We start from the raw sequence: 19,397 nt of genomic DNA, 5'->3' as shown, positions 1-19,397 counted from the left end.
GTGACGGAAGTTATTGTACCCGGCGTTGCCTTGCAATCAGGGTTTTGTTCTCTGGAAGCAACAAGCAGGAATACATGACAATGGGGAGGCAAGGTGAAAACAGGCGGTATCGATAGCAGCAGGATCGAGGCGATGATCGCGCAGCTGAAGTCGGCGGCCACGCGGCCGGAGGCGAAAGTGCCGGCGATCCAGACCGAGATGCCGGCGGCCAAGGTGAATTTTGCCGATGCCTTCAAGAGCGCGCTCGATTCCGTGAGCAGCTCGCAAAAGGAATCGTCGGCGATGGGCCAGCGCTTCACCATGGGCGACGACAAGGTCAGCCTGTCGGACGTGATGGTGTCGATGCAAAAGTCCAGCATCGAATTCCAGGCGACGGTGCAGGTGAGGAATAAATTAGTGTCGGCATATCATGAGATCATGAATATGCAAGTTTAATTGTTGAGAACCCAAAACGAAGACTGGGGTCGGACCCGCCGGGTCCGACCCCGGCCCTTGCGTTTTGGGTTAACTATGATCAGCCCAACCCCGCCATCCGTGCATTGCGCTCGCGCTCCAGCCGCGTGATATAGCGCTGCACGTGCGCCAGCATGCTGCGCGGCAGGTCGACGAACTGGCAGCCGAGGCGGCGGTTTAGCTTATTGTTGAGCAATGTCATGTCCAGCGAGTTGCGGATTTGCAAAGTCGTGGTGACGATGCCGACGTCGGGCAGGTCGATGCGGCAGCCCGGGTAGTCCCTGCCGATGGTTTCGCCCAGTATCAATTTATTGTCCAGGATGGCGATGCCGCCGCAGCTGATGTCGGCCAGCGGGAACGGGGTGTCGGCGCCGCCCAGCGCCGGCGGCAGGGGAATCGTCACGCGCACGGGATTGCTGACGGGCGTGGTCATGCGGTAATACTCGCGCCGCTGCAAGCGGATCAGGGTTTCCGGCACGGCAATCTTCAAGGCGGGCGTGCCGCCATGGTTGCATTCCTCCACCAGCGCGCTGGCGAACAGGATGCGGATCTTGTCGAGCGAGGTTTCAAACGAGATGCCCGTGGCGGCCACCATGCGCCGGTTCTGGTCGGCATTCACGGAACGGTCGAGGATGACGGTATTGCGCTCGGCATCGACTTCCAGGATCGAGGTGACGCACACATCGGATTCGCCGTGGATCAGCATGCGGATCAGCTGGTTCTTTTCGCCTATGCTGCGCAGCAAGGCGATGATTTCCCGCCGTGATTCCACTTCAAAGTCATGCCAGTTTTCGAGGCCGGAATCCATAATATGTGCTTGCATTGATGCCTGTCTATGTATCGGTGGAAAGTGAGCTGGTATCGGGCGGCGGCGGGATCGGTCCCCCATTCGCAGATTCAATATGATATAACCAGGCCAGCAGTTCCGCAATCGCCCGATACAGGCCCGGCGGAATCTGCCGGTCCAGGTCGACATCCATCAACAAGGCCACCAATTCCTTCGATTCATGCACGAAGACGCCGTGCTCGCGCGCCGTGCGGATGATCTGGTCCGCGATCAGGCCGCTGCCCTTGGCCACCACCTTGGGTGCCGGCGTGCCGCTCTGGTAAGCGAGCGCGACGGCCGTCTGCGGCACCTTGCGCCGGGTGTCGTCAAGCATCGCCGTCTCCTGGCGCCGCTGGCGCGATGGCCGCATCGTCGGACTTGCCGGCGATGCTGAGGGACGCCAGTGGCCAGCCGGCCGCGTCGAGGGCCGCTTCCAGGCGCGCCGCGTGCTGGCGCAAGGTGGCGGCGCTCGCTTCGCTGCCAGCCTGCATCTGGATCGCCACGCGGCCGCCCTGCAGCACCACGTGCGCGGCCAGGTCGCCCAGCAGGGGAAACTGGAAGCGCACATTGCTGCGCCAGGCGGTCGCCTCTTCGCCATCGTCCGCGTGCTCCTGCTGCTGCCCTTCCGGCGCATCCTTGCTGATATCCCATTGCATTTTTTGCCCGGGCCACGCTTCGCCCTGCCACTGCACGCGCGCCTGTTCGTGCGTATGCAGCTGCATATTGATCAGCTGGGCAGAGGCCAGGTCGGTGCCCGTCTTTTGCGGCTCCCCTTGCTGGGCTTTCTGCATCTGCGGTTCCAGCAGCAGCGAGGCCAGCGGACGCTTGCCTTCGGCCCATTCGGCCACGTGCGATTCATAGAACAGGCCGCTGCTGCCGACGGCATCGCGCAGTTTTTGCGCCACTTGCGCGGGATCGGCGCCCGGCGTCGCCATCAGCGGCGTCTTGCCGACCAGGGCCACGGGCGCGCCGGGCACGCTTTCGGCCTGCACCAGCACGCTGCTGATGGCGCGCGCGGTGGTGCTCAGCTCGGGTGCTGGCGTGTCGCCGGCCAGCGCGGGCAGCAGGTTGGCTGGCGTCAGGGGCGCGCGGCTGAGCAGGGTGGCGGCCGTGCTGCTGGCGCGCGTGCCCGCCTGGGCGCCGCGCGCGTCGGCCGCCTCGGGTTCGGCCTCGGCGTCGGCGTAGGTCAGCAGGGGATTGGCGGCCTGGTCGCGGGGATTGCCGATTTGAAAAGAGGGACGGGGATTGATGCCGATCAAGGTCAGCGGGATTTCCGCGCCCAGCTGGGCGCCGGCGGGCAGCTGCATGCGGGCCGGCGTGCCGGCCACGCGCACCAGGAAGCTGCCGTCGCCCATGCGGGCCAGCACTTGCCCCTGCATGGATTTACCGACCAGTCCCTGCAGTGAGCGCTGGAACTCCGCCTGGCGCGGGTCGGCGACCGTGTCGGCCGGACGCGTGCCCTTGACCGGGGTCAGGGGCGTCATGCCGATGGCGTCCATCTTCGGCAACATGGGATCTTGCCCTGCCCCGCGCGCTTACACGCCGTAGGCGTTGGCCAGGCGCCGTTCGGTGCCGGTGCTATTGATCAGCTTGGACAATTGCGCCATCCATGGCATGGTCAGGTCGCGGATCTTGCGGTCGTCTTCGAGGATCTGCTTGATCAGCGCCACCTTGCGCAGGCGGCCGGCGCTTTCCAGCACGACTTTTTCTTCATTCGCCTTGAGCGCGGCCACATGCGCGCTGATGCGCTGTTCCAGCGCTTCGAGTTCGTCCCAGTCGGCGTTGGTGGCGGCGGTCACCATCTGGCCCGTCAGGGTTTGCATGGCTTCGTAGGTGGTCAGGACTTCTTGATTCGTCATCATGGATCAGGCGCTCGCAAGGCTGGGCATACGTTTCAGGTCGGCGCCGGGAGTGGCGGCGGGCGTGGAGCCAATGGCGTTCCAGGTTTCGCGCAGGTCGGTCAGCAGGCGCTGCACTTCTTCCAGCAAGGTCACATCGTTGTTCAGGTTGGCCGCCAGCAGGCGCGCGCCCATGTATTCGTACAGGGCATCGAGGTTTTCGGCGATCTCGCCGCCCACCTTCTTGTCCAGGCTGGCGCGCAAGCCATTGTCGATGATCTGGATGGCGCGCGAGATGGCCTTGCCTTTTTCCGGCACATTGCCCGATTTCATGTGCATTTGCGCGCTGAGCACGGCCACCAGGGCGCCGTCGTACAGCATGACGATCAGCTTGTGCGGCGAGGCCGAGACGATGCCCGTTTCCAGGCCGACCTTGGCATAGGCGTTGACGCCGCGTTGTTGGGTTCCAAACATGTGCTTCTCCTGAGTATGGGGCTTAGCGGTTGGCGGCGATGGCGGCCAGCTGCTGGGTCAAATACGATTGCGTCGTGGCCAGGCTGCTCAACGTCACGTCGAGGCGCGTGTACTGGGCGCGGTAGCGGGCTTCGATGTCGGTCAGCTTGTCCGAAAAGCGCTGGCGCTGCTCCGCCACTTGCGTGATGCTGTCGTTGATGCCCTTGGTGCGGCTGGTGATCATGCCACCCGTGCCGAGGAAGGACGTGGCCAGGTTGTTCAACTGGTAGGCATAGCCTTGCGAAAAACTGATATTGCCGCGCGAGCCGATGGTGCCGCCCGTGATTTCCACTTTCAAGCCTTCCGCCGGCGAGCCGGCGGCGCCCGTCAGGCTCTGTCCGGAACCGACCACCGGCTGGCCGCCGATGGTGCCGGCCACGTCGGTGCCGACGGTGGGTGTGGCGCCGCCGAACAGCCCGTCGATGGGCGTGCCGGTACCATTGGAAATGGCAATGTTGGACACGGAGCCATAGCGGGCCGATGCCACGCTGAGCTTGCCATCGCCATCGACCGTGGCGGCCACCGAGGAGCCGAGATCGGAAAAGGCCTTGATGCCGTTGATCGATGACTGGATCAGGCTGGCCAGCTGGGTGGGGGTGTAGCTGCCGGCAGGAATGATGACCTTGGCCGTATTTTTCGCCACCGCCGGAGTGGTGTCATTTAACGTCACGTTCCAGACCGTATCGCTGCCGATCACGGTGCTGGCGGGCAGGGCGGTGTTGCCTTTCAGCGTGCCCTGGCTGGCCATGGTCGTCACGTTCAGCGCGTACGTGCCCGGCTTGGTGGCCGAGGTGGAGCTGGTGAAGGAGACGGTGCTGTCGGTGGTCTTGCCGAGTGCCGCGAACAGGCCCGCCACATCGGAAAAGTTTTCGCCGATAGCCTTGTCCAGCTTGGTCGTATCCAGGGTCAGGCTGCCATCCTTTTGAAACGAGATGCCGACCTGGCTCATGGTGGTCAGGTTGCCCGTCAGGCCGGTGATCGGCATGCCCATCTGCTTGCGCAGCTGGCTCTGGATGGACAGGGCGGTGGAGTCGCCCAGCAGCAGGCCGGCCGCCTTGGTATCGGGATCGTACGAGGTCAGCTTCGCCATCGCCGTGTTGAGCTCGTTGTACGCCTTGACGAAGGCATTGATGCTGGTCTTGACGGTGGAAATATCCTTGGCCACGGATAGGTTGGTCGAACCCACCTTGGCCACGTTGATGGTCACGCCCTCGATCGCGCTGTCGATGCTGTTCGAGCTGCTGGTGATGGGAATGCCGTTGACGCTGAGCTGCGTATTTTGCGCGGCGCTGTTCTGTTTCAGGTTTTGCACGCCGGACGGGTCGTATGCCAGCAGCGATGTCAAGGCGCTGTCGGCTGGCTGCCCGTCGCTGCCGCTCAGGGTGATTTTCATGGCCGAGCTGATACCCGTCTTGGTCGAGGCCAGCACCAGATGGTAGGGCTTGTCCGTGCCGTCCGAAACAATGCTTGCCGTTACGCCCAGGCCGGCGTTGTTGATGGCGTCGCGGATGCCCTGCAGGGTATTGTTGCTCGAATCGATCACCACCGACCCCGTCGACTGGTTGCCGTCCTGGGTGAAATTGGTATCCATGTAGGCACCGCCGGAGCCGGCCGTCAAGCCGGCGGCGGCCGGACTGCTGCCGCCGATGGTGATGGGGCTGGCATTGCTGGAGGCCAAGGTGATCGAACTGGCGACGGTCACGTTGGAGCCGTCGTTGACGGAGCCGGCGGCATGGCCGATGCCGCCGCGGGCGTCGCCCGTGACGACTTCTTCGATGTTCAGGTTGGAGCCGTCGGCCCGCGTGAATTTCAGCGTGCCGTCGGCCGCCTTGCCGGTCACCGTGATATTTGCCGCCGCCAGGGCGTTGGACACGGAATTCGGTCCTTCCAGGGTCGTGTCGAGGCTGGCGGCCGTCAAGCCGGCGCCCGCCGCCGTATTTTCACCTTGGGCGAAGATTTCCACGCCGCCGACGGACAGCGAGTAGGTGCTGCCGGCACCCGTGCTGACGTTGCCGAAGCCGCTGAACATGGCCGGGTCCGATGAAACGGGCTGCGCCGTGGCCGTGACGCCGGTGGTGCTGCTCTTGGCATTGATGGCTTCGGCCAGCGCGCGCGCGCTCTTGGTGGTGGCATCGGTGGGGATGGCGGTGCCGTTGATGCTGAGGGAGCCGTTGTTAATGCCAGTGAGCAAGGTATTGCCGCTGAGTTTAGTGCCGGCCAGGCCGAAGGTGCCGCCGCCAACCGAGCCGAGCTGGAAGGAGATGGTCGTCTTGGCACCCAGGCCGATATTCGACAGCTTGCTCGACATGCCGCCCGTGGTCAGCGTCTGCGCCTGGGCCAGCTGGGTGACATTGATGTTATAGCTGCCGGCGACGGCCTTGGCGCCTGCCGTTGCCGTCAGGATCAGGGGGTCGGTGGGCGTGGCCGAGACGGCACGGAAATTATCCGTCTTGCTCAGCGAGGAAAGCGAATTCTGGAAGGTGCTGATCGTCCCGCTCAGGGTGCCAAGCGCGCTCAGCTTCGCCTGGTAGGAAGCGGTCTTCTTGTCATAGGTAGCCAGCGGTGCAGACTCCGCCGTCATCAGCTTCTCGATGATGGCATTGACGTCCAGCGTGCTGTTGCCGATGCCAGGAGAGGATAAGGTTGGGGTGATGGCCACTGCATGCTCCTAGGAAAACACTAATATAAGCTGTTATCGGCAGAATCAATCAGGACTTGAGAGGGGGATTTACCGCGCTGTTTTCAATTCGGGCGGAAAAGCGGGATGGCGGGCGTGGAAAATTGTTCTTGGAGCAATGAAATGCGGGGCCCGGCAGCTTGGCTGGCGGACCCCGGTGTCGTGCGGATGCATGGCGATACATGGCAGCGCGTACGGCGTGAAACGCATGCGTCAGGCGCTTTGGCTGATCAGCGCGCCTTTGGCCGAGTCGAAGGCCTTGGCCAGCGCCAGGGCTTCCTTGGTCGGGATCTGGCGCAAGACTTCCTTGGTTTCCTGGTCGATCACTTTGACGACCGTGCGCTGGCTGTCGTCATCGACGGAAAATTCCAGGCCCTGCGTCTTGATCTGCGACGACTGGTTCAGCTCCGAAACGGCCTGGTCCAGCTGCGCGCGGCTGGGCTCCTGGCCATCTTGCTGCGCTGTCACGGCGCCGGTGCTGTTGCGGCTCGCTGCGGCACGCGCCGGCGTGAGGTCCGCCGGGGTGTAACTCTTGTCGATCCGGCTTGCCGAGGCGGCCGCTATCGTGTCAATAGTCATGGTGCTCTCCTAGTGAAAATTCCCTTACCGAAAAAATCCGGCAAGGGAACTGGGGTCCAGCGGTGTTGCGAGGCTAATCGGCGATTAGCCGCGCAGCAGGCTCAGCACGCCGTTAGGCAGCGAGTTTGCTTGCGCCAGCATGGCGGTACCCGCTTGTTGCAGGATCTGGCCGCGGGTCAGGCTGGCCGTTTCTGCAGCAAAGTCGGTATCGACGATGCGGCTGCGCGACGAGGACAGATTTTCCGTGGTCGATTGCAGGTTCGAAATCGCCGAGGAGAAGCGCGATTGCAAAGCACCGTACTGGGCGCGCTGGCCGTTGACGCGGGCCAGGGCGGCATCGGCCACTTTCAGTGCCGATTGTGCGCCATCAAACGTGGTGACGTCGATGTCAGCAACCGAGCTCAGTTTCGATACGCCGGTGGCACCCGTGCCGGTGGCGAATGCGGAAGCATCCGTCACGGCGAAGCTGCTGTCCGAATCGTAGGTCACGTGGCCGTTGATGACGGCCGTGGCAGCGGCTGCCGTTGGCGTGACGCCGGCTACCACGGTGTTATCCGAGTGCTTGTAGCTGCCCACGGCGAACGTCGTGTTGGCAACCGTGCCGGAGTTGGTCAGGCTGATGTCCGCGCCGGTGGCGTGGTTCAGCTTGATGCCGCCGTTTTTCGAATCGTATTCGGCCGTGATGCCGGTTTTTGCCGATTGCGCGTTGAAGGCGTTGATGCCGGCGGCGTAATCCGATGCCGATTGGCCTGCGCCTACCGAGAACGAAACGGTCACTGCGGTGCCATTGTCACCCTTGACGTCGATCGAGTACGCTTCGCTCGAACCGAGTGCCAGGTTGGCTTCGGTGGAAGCCGTTGCTGTCACACCGGTGCTCGACGTCATCTTGTTCACGCCGGCAGCGATGCCTTTGGCCGTTTCCGTGGCGGCGGTGGTTTGGTAGGTTGCCGAGCCAAGCGAACCGGAAATCTTGATGTCCTTGCTGGCAGCATCCGCATTGGTGGTGGCCGTGACAACAGTCGAATCGTTCGACACACGGTTGTTACCGTAGGTGTTCGTCAGGAAGTTCGCGCCGCTGGCGGAAATCAGTTGGTTTGCATCGGCGCCGACCTGGAAGTTGGCCGTACCCATGGTGCCGTCCAGCAGCGCCTGGCCGTTGAACGAGGTGGTTTGGGCGATACGGTTCAGTTCCGAGCTCAGTTGGCCAACCTCGGTTTGCAGCGCCTGACGGTCGCTCGACGAGTTGGTGGCGTTCGACGATTGAACGGCCAGTTCGCGGATACGTTGCAGGATGTCGCCCGAGCTCGACAGTGCGCCCTCGGCCGTTTGGGCCAGCGAGACGCCGTCGTTTGCGTTGCGGGTTGCTTGGGTCATGCCGCGGATTTGCGACGTCATACGGTCGGAAATCGCCAGACCAGCAGCGTCATCCTTGGCGCTGTTAATACGCAGACCGGAGGACAGGCGTTGCAGCGAGGTGCTCAGAGCGGATTGCGAGGTCGACAGGTTACGTTGCGAGTTCAGGGAAGCGATGTTGGTGTTAATTACTGCAGCCATGTTAATTCTCCAGACAGGTACTACATTGCGCTATGTGCTAGTCACTTTGGCCTGCCCCACTGTTCCGGGACAATCAAGCCGCTGTTGTTTAGGGTAACGGTTGCTCTGCGGGAAAATTTATGGCGAAAAACGCTTTAAATTTTATTTTTCAGCCCTTCAGTTTGCGCCGCGCCGCGCGCTAGACGACATGATTTTTGGAAACTTGAGGGTAAAAATAGTTTTATTTTTGAATTATTTTGCCGGCCGCGCCGCGAGCACGCACGGAAGGTGATGGTGTTTTTGATATCATTTCGGACATGCCCGCAGGTGGATGGCCCTGGCGCATGAAAAATGCCGTCCGGCCAGGTGGCGGGACGGCATGGGGAGGGGATGGTGCGAGCGTCAGTCCGCCACCACCACCCGGTTCTTGCCCGTCTGCTTGGCCTGGTACATGGCGCGGTCGGCGCGTTTGACCAGTTCGGCCTGGTCTTCGTTGGGGTGGCGCAGGGCCACGCCGGCGGAGAAGGTGATCAGCACTTTTTCGTTGTCGTGCAGGAAGAAGTGGCGCGTCAGCTCGCGCTGCAGGCGGGTCATGGTCGAGGCGGCCGCGTCGACCGTGGTTTCCGGCAGCAGGATGAGGAATTCCTCGCCGCCGAAGCGGGCGATGACATCCATCGAGCGCAGGGTTTCCTTGACGATCTTCACCAGGTGTTTCAGCGCCGCATCGCCGGCCAAATGACCATAGGTGTCGTTCAGGCGCTTGAAGTCGTCCAGGTCCAGCATGGCGATGCACAGCGGCGTGCCGCGGCGGTCCGAGCGGGCCGTTTCGCGCTCGAAGACATCGTCGAGGCCACGGCGGTTCAGGCTGCCCGTCAGCTGGTCTTCCCGCACCAGTTCGCTCATATGCTGCAGCTTGGCTTCCAGTGTGTGGATGCGCTGTTCCGCGTCCTGCACTTCCTGGCGCGCCAGCACCATCTTGTCGCGCGCGCGCAACGCTTCGTTCTGCACCATGCGCGTTTCGCGCAGGACTTCGTCGAGAACGTTGTTGAGCTCAGTGATATTTTCCGCCTGGCTAATCTTTTCCGAATAGCCGCCGATCTTTTCGTGGAAGTCGCCCGTGCTGGCCGCCACCTGGCCCAGGCGGTCGATGAAGGTCATCATCATGTTCTTGACCGTCAGCTTGACGTCGGACAGGCTGTGCTTGAGCTGGCTTTGCTTGTAGATGACTTCCTTCAGGCTGCGCGTGGCGTCTTCCAGCGCGCGCTGGTCCAGCGGACCGGCGATCAGGTTCTGCACGGCATCGACCTGGCCGCGCAGCCAGCTGTCGTCGTCCAGCAGCTGGCTGACGTTATCGAGCAGCAACTTGAACAGGCGCAACAACAGCTCTTGCTGTTCCGCCGTGTCGCCGCTTTTCAGTTCGATCTGGTAGCACAGCTGCTTCAGGCGCAAGGCCGCTTCGTTCAGCGCCTCTTCCGTATGCGCCTGCTTGATGGCGGCGCCCAGCGATTCGGCTTCCTCCACCAGCGCGGGCGTGCCCGTCAGCAAGGTGGCGACGGCAAAGCCCAGGGTGCGGCTGAGCAATTCACGCAGGGTGCGCGTCTGTTCGCCGTCCGGCAGGGGCGGCAATTCGATGCCGCCGCCTTTCTTGACCTGTTTTTCCGCCAGTTGCGCCAGCGTGCGCGCATAGCTGTCCCAGTCGCGCGCTTTCAGGGCGCGCTGGAAGCGCCGGCCAAAGTCGCCCAGTTCGCCCGCCGATTCGCTCATCTTGGCGGCAAATTGCGTCAGGACGTTTTCCGCGCCACTTTCCGTGGGGGCGCTGGCGGCCAGCACGGCCACGGGCGTGGCTGGCGTGTCGGCCGGCTCGCTGATGCCGGCGATTTCATTGTAGATCTCACGGTAGGCGCTGGGCGTGGGCGCGATGCGCCGCGTCGCCAGTCGGCGAAACGCTTCGCGGGCGATATCGGCCGGATTCATCGCCGTGGTGCCGGCGGCAGTCGTGGCGCCAGCGGGTGCGCTTGCTGGCGAGGATGGCAATTTACTGGACATGTAGGCACAGCCTTTTTAGATATATTCTAATTATCCTCATGATATGCGAGTTGGCAAAGAACTTATTGTGCGAGAAGCAAGGAGAAGTCCATCCTATTCGCCGGATGCCAGCCTGCATGCCGCTTTGCCGTCAATCCACGAGCTGGTTGCGGATGGCGTAATGCGTCAGTTCGGCGCTATTCTTGAGTTTCATCTTGACCAGCAGGCGGGCGCGGTACTCGCTGACGGTTTTCACGGACAATTTCAGTTCTTCGGCGATGACGCCGACGGCCTTGCCCGAGGCAATCATCACCAGGGTCTGGTATTCGCGGTCCGACAAGGTGTCGTGCAGCGCCGTTTCATGGTCTTCGCCCACCGTATTGGCCAGTTCCTGGGCCAGCGAGGCGCTGATGTACTTCAGCCCGCCCGCGACCTGGCGGATGGCCGTGACCAGCTCGCGCGGCGCGCTCTGCTTCGTCAGGTAGCCGGCCGCGCCCGCCTTGAGGGCACGGATGGCGTACTGGTCTTCGCGGTGCATGGACAGCATCAGCACGGCCAGCTCCGGCTTTTCCTTCTTGATCAGCTTGAGCACGTCGATGCCGCTGCGGTCGGGCAGGGAGATGTCGAGCAGCATGACCTGGCATTTCGAACCACGGAACAGCTTGATGGCATCGTGGCCGTTTTCCGCCTCGCCGGCCACGACGATGTCCTTCGTATCGGCGAGGATTTGCTTCAAGCCTTCGCGCACGATCGCATGATCGTCGGCAATGAATACGCGGATGGTGGCTTTTTCTTTCATGACTGCAATGTTTCCTATCTGATTCACTCGCGCCAGGCGGGGTCTTGCGGCGGCCCGCTATGCGCTGGCGCGCTGGCTGCAGCCGCTATTATCGCCTCTCGCGGCGTGGCCAGCCGGATTTTTATGCTCAGGATGGTGCCGCCGTCCGGCCCGTCCATCAGGCTCAGGCTGCCCCCGAGGGCGCTGGCGCGCTCGGCCATGCCGCGGATGCCGAACGATTGCGGCTTGGCGCGGTCGGACAGGCGCATGCCGACGCCATTGTCGGCAATGGTCAGGCGCAGATGCTGGCGCTGGCGGGCCAGGCGCACGGTCACCTTGCTCGCTTGCGCGTGCTTGGCGATATTCGTCAGCGCCTCCTGGGCGATGCGGAACAGGCTGGTGGCCTGGTCCAGTTCCAGTTCGATATGCTGGCGGTTCGACATGAACTGGCATCCGATGCCGGCCTGGCGCGCGAATTCCTTGACTTGCCAGTCCAGCGCGGCGACCAGGCCCAGGTCCAGCATGGACGGGCGCAAATCGAGCGAAATGCGGTGCACGGCGTCGATGCTGCGGTCGACCAGCGCGTCGACGTACTCGGCTTTCTCCAGCAGCGGGGCGTTATCGGGTGGCAAGCGCCGCGTCAGCATGGCCAGGGCCATCTTGATGGCCGTCAGATTGCCGCCCAGGTCATCGTGCAGTTCGCGCGCCAGGCGCGTGCGCTCGTGTTCCTTGACCTTGTCGATATGCGCCGTCAGCTCGGCCAGGCGGGCGCGCGACTGGCGCACCTCGATCTGCTCGAGCCGGCTTTCCGTGATGTTGGTCATGATGCCTTCCCACTGCACCGTGCCGTCCGCCAGCGCGCGCGGGGTGGAGCGCAGGTTGATCCATTTCACGTCCTTCCAGGCGTCGACCCAGATGCGGCCTTCCCAGTTCCAGCTCCACAGGGCCGCTTTCGACGCCTGCATCGATTCCAGGTACGAAGCGCGGTCGTCGGCCAGGATCAGCTGGTAAAACAGCTCCGGGTGCGCATGCAGCTGGGCCGGATTCAAGCCCAGCAGGGCCTGGCAACCTTCGCTCAGGTAGGGGAAGGCGGCGCGGCCATCCGCATGCAGGCAGAACTGGTACACCAGGCCCGGCGTATTCGAGACGATGGCGTTGAAGCGCGACTGCACCTGGGCCAGGGCGGCGGCCGTCGCCTGCGGCGTGCGCAAGTCCTCGGCCACGGCCAGGATCAGGGCGCGGCCCAGGCGGCTGGCGCGCGACAGCTGCAGCGACAGCGAATACAGGCTGCCATCGCGGCGGCGCTGCTGCACGTGCAGCCGGGCTTGCGCGCCGATCGTATCGTCGAGGCCGGTCAGGAGGGCGGCCAGTTGCGGCGCTTCCAGCTGCGGCGCCACAGTGAAGACCGTCATGGCCTGCAATTCCCCGCGCGCGTAATGCAGGTTGGCGCAGGCGGCGTCATTGGCGTCCAGCAATTGCAGGCTGGCGGCGTCGTACAGGTAGATTTCCGGCGTGGCCGCGCGCATGGCGGGCGCCAGTGTGGGAAAGTCGGGCATGGTGGTGGCTCTCTGCATCAGCGGCGGGCGCGCCAGAAGGCGGCGAAACGGCGCAGCACCCGTGCCGGACGGGAATTATGACGGCCGGGCGTGCCCTTGCGCAAGCGTTGCCACCAGGCGCGGCGGGCGCGGCCCAGCGCGGCCGACAAGCGGCTGACCCTGCGCCATGGGCGCGTGGCGCGCAGGCGGGCAATCCAGCGGTCCTTGGTTTCCATGAACCGGCCGTGCCAGTGCGCAAACCACGGCAAGGTCAGCAAGGTAGGGCGGGTCAGCGCATACAGGCGCGCGACGGCGGCGGCACCGCCCAGCTTGGCGATGACGATCACGCCGATGCCGGAAAACGCATGGCCGCGCGCGATCGCCAGCAAGGCCAGCAGCTTGACGGGAAATAGCAGCACGGCCGGCAGCACGAAAATGGCCAGCGCCCAGTACGGCGGCAAACGCCTGATCCACGCTTCGAGCGCGTGCAGCGGCGGAAACTGCGCCACCACCTGCATGATGCGCGCGCCGGTCGCCCACAGCCATTCCTCGATCAGCAGGAAAACGGCGGCCAGGTAGACCAGCGGCGCGAACAGCCAGCGCCTGAATCGGTAGAATTTTTTCATCCGTCTCCGTGCGACGGCTCGGGATGGCCGCCCTTGCCCCGATGATACGTCAAAAAAGCCCGCTTGCCCCCGCTTGCGGTGTGCCGGCCGCCGCCCGGCGGGGCTACAATAGGCAGATGAATAAAGCCTTTGTAAAAGAAACCGACCACGACGACGACGAGGAAGCGGCCGCCCTGGCGCTGGCCATCCCCGCCGGCGCCAAGAACTACATCACGCCCGCCGGCTACCAGCGCATCAAGGACGAACTGCTGCAGCTGATCGACGTGGACCGTCCTGAAGTGGTACGCATCGTCCACTGGGCGGCGTCGAACGGCGACCGCTCGGAAAATGGCGACTATATCTACGGCAAGCGGCGCCTGCGCGAAATCGACCGCCGCATCCGCTTCCTCACCAAACGCATGGACCTGGCCGCCATCGTCGACCCCAGCGTCCACCACGGCAACGACCAGGTGTTCTTCGGCGCGACCGTAACGTACCGCACCGAGGACGGCAACACCCACACCATCACCATCGTCGGCATCGACGAGTTCGACCCGCTGAACGGCAAGATCAGCTGGATCTCGCCCATGGCCCGCACCATCACCAAGGCGCGCGAAGGCGACCTCGTGACCCTCAACACGCCCCAGGGCGCGCAGGAGCTGGAGTTGCTGGAGGTGACGTATCCGGCGCCGGGCGAGGCGTAGTTTGCGCTGACGCAGAGCGCCAGAGGCGCGCGCTGGCACACTGATCATTCAGTGGGTATCAGGAGTTGTCATGCCCCGTCGCCTTCGGCTCGTCTTGCCCGGCGTACCGCTACATGTGGTGCAGCGTGGAGTGAATCGCCAAGCATGCTTTCTTGATGGGCAGGATAAACAGCGCTATCTTGACTATCTGCGTAATTGTTTGGAGCTTGCGCCATGCCATCTGCATGCGTATGTGCTGATGAATAATCATGTGCATCTATTGCTTTCCACGCAAAGCACAACGTCCCTGTCGTCGCTGATGAAAATGCTGAACCAGCGTTATGTGCAGTATTTCAACTGGCGCTATGGTCGCACCGGCGGTTTGTGGGAAGGCCGCTATAAATCTTGCCTGGTGCAGGGCGAGCGTTATTTATTGATTTGCCAGCGCTATATCGAACTTAACCCTGTCAGGGCCGGTATCGTGGCATTGCCTGGTCAATATTGCTGGTCCAGTTATCGAAGCAATGCGCAGGGCGTGCATGATGATCTGCTGTCTCCGCATTCTTTTTATATGCAACTTGGATGTGATGTGCTTGAGCGGCAAGCGACATACCAATCGTTATTTCAGGATGAATTAGGCGAGCGTTGCATCGGACAACTGCGAGAAGCAGTCAATGCTGAATTTGCGGTGGGTGATCAGGCGTTTTTGCGACGCGTTGCGGAACTGAGCCGGTAGCCCGCAGCGGAAAACTGGGGTCAGACCCGGCGGGTCTGACCCCAGCCCTTTGCCAACAATTTTAATTACGTTCGCGCAGGATGCGGTTGACGCCGGCGACGCGGCGCACGTTGCGCAGCAGGGCGGCCAGGTGGACGCGGTCCTTGACCTGCACGGTGAAGCGCAGCTGGTCGAGCACGTTGTCCTTGTCTTCATCCATGCCGACATAGATGATGTTGGCGTCCGATTCGCCGATTTCGGCGGCCACGCGGGCGAGGATGCCCCGCTCGCTGTTGATGAGGACCTTGATGCGGCAATCGAAGCGGCGGTTCAGTTCGGTTCCCCAGCGCACGGCGATCCAGCGGTCCGGTTCCTTGGCGCGCTGGCGCTTGGCTTGCGAGCAGTCGCTCGTGTGCACGAGCAGCCCCTGGTCGCGGCGCAGCTGGCCGATGATCTGGTCGCCGGGAATCGGCAAACAGCACGGCGCCAGTTGCACCGAAACGCCTTCGCTGCCGCAGATGGTGACAGGGTCGAGCTCGCTGCCGCTATTGTGTTCCACCGGCATGCTGGCCGCTTCGCCGCCGATCAGGCCGAAGATGTGGCGCGCCACCAGGGTGGCCATGCGCTTGCCGATGCCGATGTCCGCGTACAGCTCGTCCATGGAATTGGCGCTCGACTCGTTGAGCAGGCGTTCCACCAATGGCGCGGGCAGCTCGGCGTCGATGTTCAGCGTGTGCAGCGCCTGCGACAGCAATTGCTGGCCCAGGGCGATCGATTCGGGCAGGTTGATCGTGCGCAAATGGTGGCGGATGGCCGAACGGGCCTTGCCGGTGCGCACGAACGACAGCCACGTGGGGCTGGGGCGCGACGAGGAATCGGTGATGATCTCGACGATGTCGCCATTGTGCAGCTCGGTGCGCAGCGGCGAGGTTTCGTTGTTGATTTTCACCGCCACCGTCTGGTCGCCGATGCCCGTGTGGATCGAATAGGCGAAGTCGATGGCCGTGGCGCCGCGCGGCAGGGCGATGATCTTCGATTTCGGCGTAAACACGTAGACGGAATCGGGGAACAGGTCGACCTTGACGTGTTCGAGGAATTCGGCCGAATCGCCCGTCTGCTGCTGGATGTCGAGCAGCGATTGCAGCCACGCATGGGTGCGCTGCTGCAAATCGGACGGGTTCGACTCGCCGCTCTTGTACAGCCAGTGCGCCGCCACGCCCGATTCGGCCGTGCGGTGCATTTCCTGCGTGCGGATCTGGAATTCCACCGGCGTGCCATACGGGCCGATGACGGTCGTGTGCAGCGACTGGTAGCCGTTCAGCTTGCGGATCGCGATGTAATCCTTGAACTTGCCCGGCATCGGCTTGTACAGGCTGTGCAGGGTGCCCAGGGTCACGTAGCAGTCGGCAAAGCTGCCCACCACCACGCGGAAACCGTACACGTCCAGCACTTGCGAGAACGACAAATGCTTGCTGCGCATCTTTTTATAGATGTCGTACAGGGTCTTTTCGCGGCCCGTGACTTCGGCGTCGAGCTCGGCCATGGACAGGGTGCTTTTCACCGCTTCCATGATCTTGTTGACCACTTCGCGCCGGTTGCCGCGCGCCGCCTTGACGGCTTTCGCCAGGGTGCGGTAGCGCATCGGGTACAGGTGCGAAAACGACAGGTCCTGCAGCTCGTGATAAATATTGTTCAGGCCGAGACGGTGCGCGATCGGCACGTACACTTCCATGGTCTCGCTGGCGATGCGGCGCTTTTTGGCCGCCGTCATGAAGTCCAGCGTGCGCATATTGTGCAGGCGGTCGGCCAGCTTGATGAGGATCACGCGCACGTCGGAGGCCATGGCCAGCAGCATCTTGCGGAAGTTTTCCGCCTGCGCTTCGATCTGGCTCTGGAATTCGATCTTTTCCAGCTTCGACAGGCCGTCGACCAGGTGCGCCACGGGCGCGCCGAAGCGCTCGATCAATTCTTCCTTCTTGACGTCCTGGTCTTCCATCACGTCATGCAGCAGGGCGGCCATGATGGCTTGCGCGTCGAGTTTCCAGTCGGCGCAGATTTCGGCGACGGCGATCGGGTGCGAGATATACGGCTCGCCCGAGCGGCGCATCTGGCCCAGGTGCATTTCGTCGGAGAAGCGGTAGGCTTCCTTGACTTTTTTCAGGTCGGCGGGAGACAGGTATTCGGCCAGCTTGTCGGCCAGGTGGCTGACGGAGGCCACGCCCAAGGCGGGCGCTGGCGGTGCCGCGGGGGTGTTGTTGCCGGACGTGCCGGCGCCGGGCGCGGAAGCGCCCTGCGATTTTGCCGCCTGGCGCGAGGCCAGGGGCTGCAGTGCTGCGGAAGTCGTGTCGGCTGGGGTCAGACTCATAAAACGTCGCGTTGCTTCACAGTGTGAATAATGGATACGGTAGAACCAGGGGTCAGCACTGTTCCGGCACGCGGGTTCCCACTTACATCGGGACCTTTTTCAGCATTTCGATGCCGACTTTACCGGCAGCGATTTCGCGCAGTGCGACAACGGTAGGCTTGTCCTTGGCTTCCACCTTGGGGGTGTGGCCTTGCAACAACTGGCGTGCGCGGTAGGTTGCAGCCAGGGTCAGCTGGAAACGGTTAGGGATCTGCTTCAGGCAATCTTCGATTGTGATACGGGCCATGGTAACTCCTAAAATTTGTGCGTGGTGCTGTGTGAACTGGCGTGCAGAAGCGATTATTCCGCGTGCAGGCCCAGCTGGGCGAATAGCGATGCGTTGCGGGCCGCTTGTTGCGCAAACCGGCAACGGGCCGCTCTCACGATCGCGCTCAGTTCGGACAAAGCGACCGTAAACTCTTCATTGATAATAACATACTCGAACTCGGGAGCGTGTGCGATTTCGCCGCCGGCCGCCAGCAGGCGGCGCGTGATCACGTGCGGCTCGTCCTGGCCGCGCTTGTTCAGGCGCTCTTCCAGCGCATCGATCGACGGCGGCAGGATGAAAATGCCGGCCGCGCGGGGGAATTGCTTGCGCACCTGGCGCGCGCCCTGCCAGTCGATTTCCAGCAGGATATCGGTGCCGGCGGCCATCTGCTGTTCCACCATGATGCGCGAGGTGCCGTAGTAATTGCCGTGCACTTCCGCCCATTCCAGGAATTCGCCCTGCTCGGCGCGCGCGACAAAGTCTTCCGCCGTCGTGAAGTAGTACTCGCGGCCGTGCTGTTCACCGGGACGCGGCGCGCGCGTGGTGGTCGAGATCGACAGCTTGATGCCGGGCTCTTGCGCCAGCAATGCATTGACCAGTGTCGATTTGCCGGCGCCCGAAGGCGCGGCAACCACGAACAGGCTGCCGGAGAAGGCGGTAGGGTGGCTCATGCGGATCTTTCAATAATCGTGTTGTTGGCGCCGATGCTCGCGCAGGCGGCGCCCAATCCGGTATTTTACCAAGAGGCAAGGCGGTGGGCCAGTCCCAAAGAGGCCGGCATGGCCGGGGCATTACTCCAGGTTCTGCACTTGTTCGCGCATCTGCTCGATCAGCAGCTTCAGATCCATCGAGGCGTCGGCCAGTTCCTTGACGGAGGCCTTGGCGCCCAGGGTGTTCGCTTCGCGGTTGAGTTCCTGCATCATGAAGTCCAGGCGCTTGCCCACTTGGCCGCCCTTGGTGAGGATGTGGCGCGTCTCGCCCAGGTGGGCCGACAGGCGCGCCAGCTCTTCCGAGACGTCGATGCGGATGCCGTACAGGATGACTTCCTGGCGGATGCGCTCCATGGCGTCCTGGCGCGACAGGGCCGAATTCGAGCCCTGGCTGGCCAGGCCCAGCGCGTCCTGCATGCGTTCGATGGCTTTTTGCTGGAAGGCCGCCACCACTTGCGGAATCAGTGGCGTGATGCGCTTGACGATGGCTTCCATCGCTTCGATGCGCGAAACCAGCACGGCTTCGAGCGCCGCGCCTTCGCGTTTGCGGCTGTCGACGAAGGCGGCGACGGTGCGGCGGGTCAGCGCGCCCACGTCCGCCTGCAGGGATTCCTGCCCCACTTGCGCTTCTTCGATGACGCCAGGCCAGCGCAGCAGTTCCGCCACCGTCATGACGGGGGCGGAGACGAAATGCTGGCCGACTTCATTTTGCAGGCGCGCCAGTTCGGTCAGCAGGGGCAGGTTCAGCGCCTGCGTGCCGGCGGTCGCGGCCTTGCGGCCAAAGCTCAGGCGTACCTCCACCTTGCCGCGCGTGATGGCGGACATGACGGCGGCGCGCAAGTCAGGCTCCAGCGCCCGCAAATCGTCGTTGATACGGAATTGCAGGTCGAGAAAGCGCGAATTGACGCTCTTGATTTCAATTGTCAGTGTGCCTGCAGCACCTTCGCTGGTGGCAACCGCGTAGCCTGTCATGCTTGAAATGCTCAAAGGATTCCCCGATTTGATCTTGTATACAGTCACTTATACACTTAATCAGCCAGCGCAGGCAATACCCGCCCGCGCCGTCAAACAGTGCCGGATCGTCCGGTGGCCTGAAAATTGCTGAATAGTGTGCGTTTTACGGCATTGTAAAGAAAATTGTGTATGGCGGGGCAGGATTGTAGGGATCATGTGTGCAGCGCCCCCGCCGCGGGCCGTGGTGGCGCGGCGCTGTTGCATGGCTGTAAATGTGCGCGGGCGCGGTGGTAAAATCGCT

General features: G+C 63.0%; 19 protein-coding genes. 3 read left to right on the top strand and 16 right to left on the bottom strand.

All coding sequences use genetic code 11. From position 1 onward, the window contains the following. Positions 1 to 132: 132 nt before the first annotated feature. Positions 133 to 435 (top strand): flagellar hook-basal body complex protein FliE, encoded by a 303-nt coding sequence (gene fliE, locus BM193_RS04365; protein ID WP_254785884.1) that lies wholly within the window; start codon positions 133 to 135, stop codon positions 433 to 435. A 79-nt stretch (positions 436 to 514) separates the two neighbouring features. Here the strand turns inward: fliE and BM193_RS04360 are convergent, their stop codons facing one another. From BM193_RS04360 to BM193_RS04305, 12 genes are all read right to left on the bottom strand, one after another. Beyond that, positions 515 to 1,261 (bottom strand): flagellar brake protein, encoded by a 747-nt coding sequence (locus tag BM193_RS04360; protein WP_092795663.1) that lies wholly within the window; start codon positions 1,259 to 1,261, stop codon positions 515 to 517. Between the two features lie 25 nt (positions 1,262 to 1,286). Further along, positions 1,287 to 1,613, bottom strand: a complete 327-nt coding sequence (locus BM193_RS04355) for an EscU/YscU/HrcU family type III secretion system export apparatus switch protein (protein WP_092795661.1) — start codon at positions 1,611 to 1,613, stop codon at positions 1,287 to 1,289. Next, the gene (locus BM193_RS04350) at positions 1,606 to 2,790 is read right to left on the bottom strand and encodes a flagellar hook-length control protein FliK (protein WP_092795659.1); all 1,185 of its coding nucleotides are present in this window, start codon (positions 2,788 to 2,790) and stop codon (positions 1,606 to 1,608) included. Before BM193_RS04350 ends, BM193_RS04355 begins: the two co-directional genes overlap by 8 nt. Before the next feature lie 24 nt (positions 2,791 to 2,814). Continuing rightward, positions 2,815 to 3,141, bottom strand: a complete 327-nt coding sequence (locus tag BM193_RS04345; protein WP_092795658.1) for a flagellar protein FliT — start codon at positions 3,139 to 3,141, stop codon at positions 2,815 to 2,817. 3 nt (positions 3,142 to 3,144) lie between these two features. Beyond that, positions 3,145 to 3,591 carry a flagellar export chaperone FliS gene (fliS, locus tag BM193_RS04340; protein WP_092795656.1) on the bottom strand — a complete coding sequence of 149 codons (447 nt, stop codon included), beginning with the start codon at positions 3,589 to 3,591 and terminating at the stop codon, positions 3,145 to 3,147. Positions 3,592 to 3,613: 22 nt separating this feature from the next. Continuing rightward, on the bottom strand, positions 3,614 to 6,289 hold the full coding sequence (gene fliD / locus BM193_RS04335) for a flagellar filament capping protein FliD (protein ID WP_302847630.1): 2,676 nt from the start codon (positions 6,287 to 6,289) through the stop codon (positions 3,614 to 3,616). Between the two features lie 231 nt (positions 6,290 to 6,520). Further along, positions 6,521 to 6,886: a flagellar protein FlaG gene (locus BM193_RS04330; RefSeq protein WP_092795654.1), complete on the bottom strand. Its 366-nt coding sequence runs from the start codon at positions 6,884 to 6,886 to the stop codon at positions 6,521 to 6,523. An 84-nt stretch (positions 6,887 to 6,970) separates the two neighbouring features. Continuing rightward, positions 6,971 to 8,440 (bottom strand): flagellin N-terminal helical domain-containing protein, encoded by a 1,470-nt coding sequence (locus BM193_RS04325; protein WP_092795652.1) that lies wholly within the window; start codon positions 8,438 to 8,440, stop codon positions 6,971 to 6,973. Positions 8,441 to 8,821: 381 nt separating this feature from the next. Next, the gene (locus BM193_RS04320) at positions 8,822 to 10,393 is read right to left on the bottom strand and encodes a diguanylate cyclase (protein ID WP_092795651.1); all 1,572 of its coding nucleotides are present in this window, start codon (positions 10,391 to 10,393) and stop codon (positions 8,822 to 8,824) included. A gap of 202 nt (positions 10,394 to 10,595) precedes the next feature. Next, the gene (locus BM193_RS04315) at positions 10,596 to 11,243 is read right to left on the bottom strand and encodes a response regulator (protein WP_092795649.1); all 648 of its coding nucleotides are present in this window, start codon (positions 11,241 to 11,243) and stop codon (positions 10,596 to 10,598) included. 23 nt (positions 11,244 to 11,266) lie between these two features. Next, positions 11,267 to 12,778 carry a sensor histidine kinase gene (locus BM193_RS04310; protein ID WP_254785830.1) on the bottom strand — a complete coding sequence of 504 codons (1,512 nt, stop codon included), beginning with the start codon at positions 12,776 to 12,778 and terminating at the stop codon, positions 11,267 to 11,269. Between the two features lie 17 nt (positions 12,779 to 12,795). Continuing rightward, positions 12,796 to 13,383 carry a hypothetical protein gene (locus tag BM193_RS04305; RefSeq protein WP_092795647.1) on the bottom strand — a complete coding sequence of 196 codons (588 nt, stop codon included), beginning with the start codon at positions 13,381 to 13,383 and terminating at the stop codon, positions 12,796 to 12,798. 116 nt (positions 13,384 to 13,499) lie between these two features. Here BM193_RS04305 and greB point away from each other — a divergent pair, with 116 nt between their 5' ends. Together greB and BM193_RS04295 are read left to right on the top strand one after the other, a co-directional pair. Next, entirely contained in the window at positions 13,500 to 14,066 is a 567-nt protein-coding gene (gene greB / locus BM193_RS04300; RefSeq protein WP_092795645.1) for a transcription elongation factor GreB, read from the top strand. Between the two features lie 70 nt (positions 14,067 to 14,136). Then, positions 14,137 to 14,781, top strand: coding sequence for a transposase (locus BM193_RS04295; protein WP_092795643.1), 645 nt, complete (start codon positions 14,137 to 14,139; stop codon positions 14,779 to 14,781). A 61-nt stretch (positions 14,782 to 14,842) separates the two neighbouring features. Here BM193_RS04295 and BM193_RS04290 read toward each other — a convergent pair whose 3' ends face one another. The 4 genes from BM193_RS04290 to BM193_RS04275 form a co-directional block, all read right to left on the bottom strand. After that, positions 14,843 to 17,125, bottom strand: a complete 2,283-nt coding sequence (locus BM193_RS04290; RefSeq protein WP_092795641.1) for a RelA/SpoT family protein — start codon at positions 17,123 to 17,125, stop codon at positions 14,843 to 14,845. Between the two features lie 82 nt (positions 17,126 to 17,207). Then, entirely contained in the window at positions 17,208 to 17,411 is a 204-nt protein-coding gene (rpoZ, locus tag BM193_RS04285) for a DNA-directed RNA polymerase subunit omega (RefSeq protein WP_010400723.1), read from the bottom strand. Positions 17,412 to 17,464: 53 nt separating this feature from the next. Beyond that, entirely contained in the window at positions 17,465 to 18,103 is a 639-nt protein-coding gene (gene gmk / locus BM193_RS04280) for a guanylate kinase (RefSeq protein WP_175533142.1), read from the bottom strand. A 120-nt stretch (positions 18,104 to 18,223) separates the two neighbouring features. Then, entirely contained in the window at positions 18,224 to 19,114 is an 891-nt protein-coding gene (locus tag BM193_RS04275) for a YicC/YloC family endoribonuclease (RefSeq protein ID WP_092795637.1), read from the bottom strand. Between the last annotated feature and the right edge of the window lie 283 nt (positions 19,115 to 19,397).

Source organism: Janthinobacterium sp. 344 (genome assembly GCF_900112025.1).
GTDB lineage: Bacteria > Pseudomonadota > Gammaproteobacteria > Burkholderiales > Burkholderiaceae_D > Janthinobacterium.
Note: the sequence above shows the minus strand (reverse complement) of the source record. Positions and strands in the feature narration are given on the sequence as shown.

Coding starts and splice junctions, on each gene's coding strand:
- BM193_RS04290 (WP_092795641.1), bottom strand. CDS start 17,125: ATGAGTCTGACCCCAGCCGACACGACTTCCGCAGCACTGCAGCCCCTG.
- BM193_RS04325 (WP_092795652.1), bottom strand. CDS start 8,440: ATGGCTGCAGTAATTAACACCAACATCGCTTCCCTGAACTCGCAACGT.
- BM193_RS04345 (WP_092795658.1), bottom strand. CDS start 3,141: ATGATGACGAATCAAGAAGTCCTGACCACCTACGAAGCCATGCAAACC.
- BM193_RS04275 (WP_092795637.1), bottom strand. CDS start 19,114: ATGACAGGCTACGCGGTTGCCACCAGCGAAGGTGCTGCAGGCACACTG.
- BM193_RS04295 (WP_092795643.1), top strand. CDS start 14,137: ATGCCCCGTCGCCTTCGGCTCGTCTTGCCCGGCGTACCGCTACATGTG.
- BM193_RS04305 (WP_092795647.1), bottom strand. CDS start 13,383: ATGAAAAAATTCTACCGATTCAGGCGCTGGCTGTTCGCGCCGCTGGTC.
- BM193_RS04315 (WP_092795649.1), bottom strand. CDS start 11,243: ATGAAAGAAAAAGCCACCATCCGCGTATTCATTGCCGACGATCATGCG.
- BM193_RS04320 (WP_092795651.1), bottom strand. CDS start 10,393: ATGAATCCGGCCGATATCGCCCGCGAAGCGTTTCGCCGACTGGCGACG.
- rpoZ (WP_010400723.1), bottom strand. CDS start 17,411: ATGGCCCGTATCACAATCGAAGATTGCCTGAAGCAGATCCCTAACCGT.
- BM193_RS04310 (WP_254785830.1), bottom strand. CDS start 12,778: ATGCCCGACTTTCCCACACTGGCGCCCGCCATGCGCGCGGCCACGCCG.
- greB (WP_092795645.1), top strand. CDS start 13,500: ATGAATAAAGCCTTTGTAAAAGAAACCGACCACGACGACGACGAGGAA.
- BM193_RS04355 (WP_092795661.1), bottom strand. CDS start 1,613: ATGCTTGACGACACCCGGCGCAAGGTGCCGCAGACGGCCGTCGCGCTC.
- gmk (WP_175533142.1), bottom strand. CDS start 18,103: ATGAGCCACCCTACCGCCTTCTCCGGCAGCCTGTTCGTGGTTGCCGCG.
- BM193_RS04350 (WP_092795659.1), bottom strand. CDS start 2,790: ATGTTGCCGAAGATGGACGCCATCGGCATGACGCCCCTGACCCCGGTC.
- fliS (WP_092795656.1), bottom strand. CDS start 3,591: ATGTTTGGAACCCAACAACGCGGCGTCAACGCCTATGCCAAGGTCGGC.
- BM193_RS04330 (WP_092795654.1), bottom strand. CDS start 6,886: ATGACTATTGACACGATAGCGGCCGCCTCGGCAAGCCGGATCGACAAG.
- fliE (WP_254785884.1), top strand. CDS start 133: ATGATCGCGCAGCTGAAGTCGGCGGCCACGCGGCCGGAGGCGAAAGTG.
- BM193_RS04360 (WP_092795663.1), bottom strand. CDS start 1,261: ATGGATTCCGGCCTCGAAAACTGGCATGACTTTGAAGTGGAATCACGG.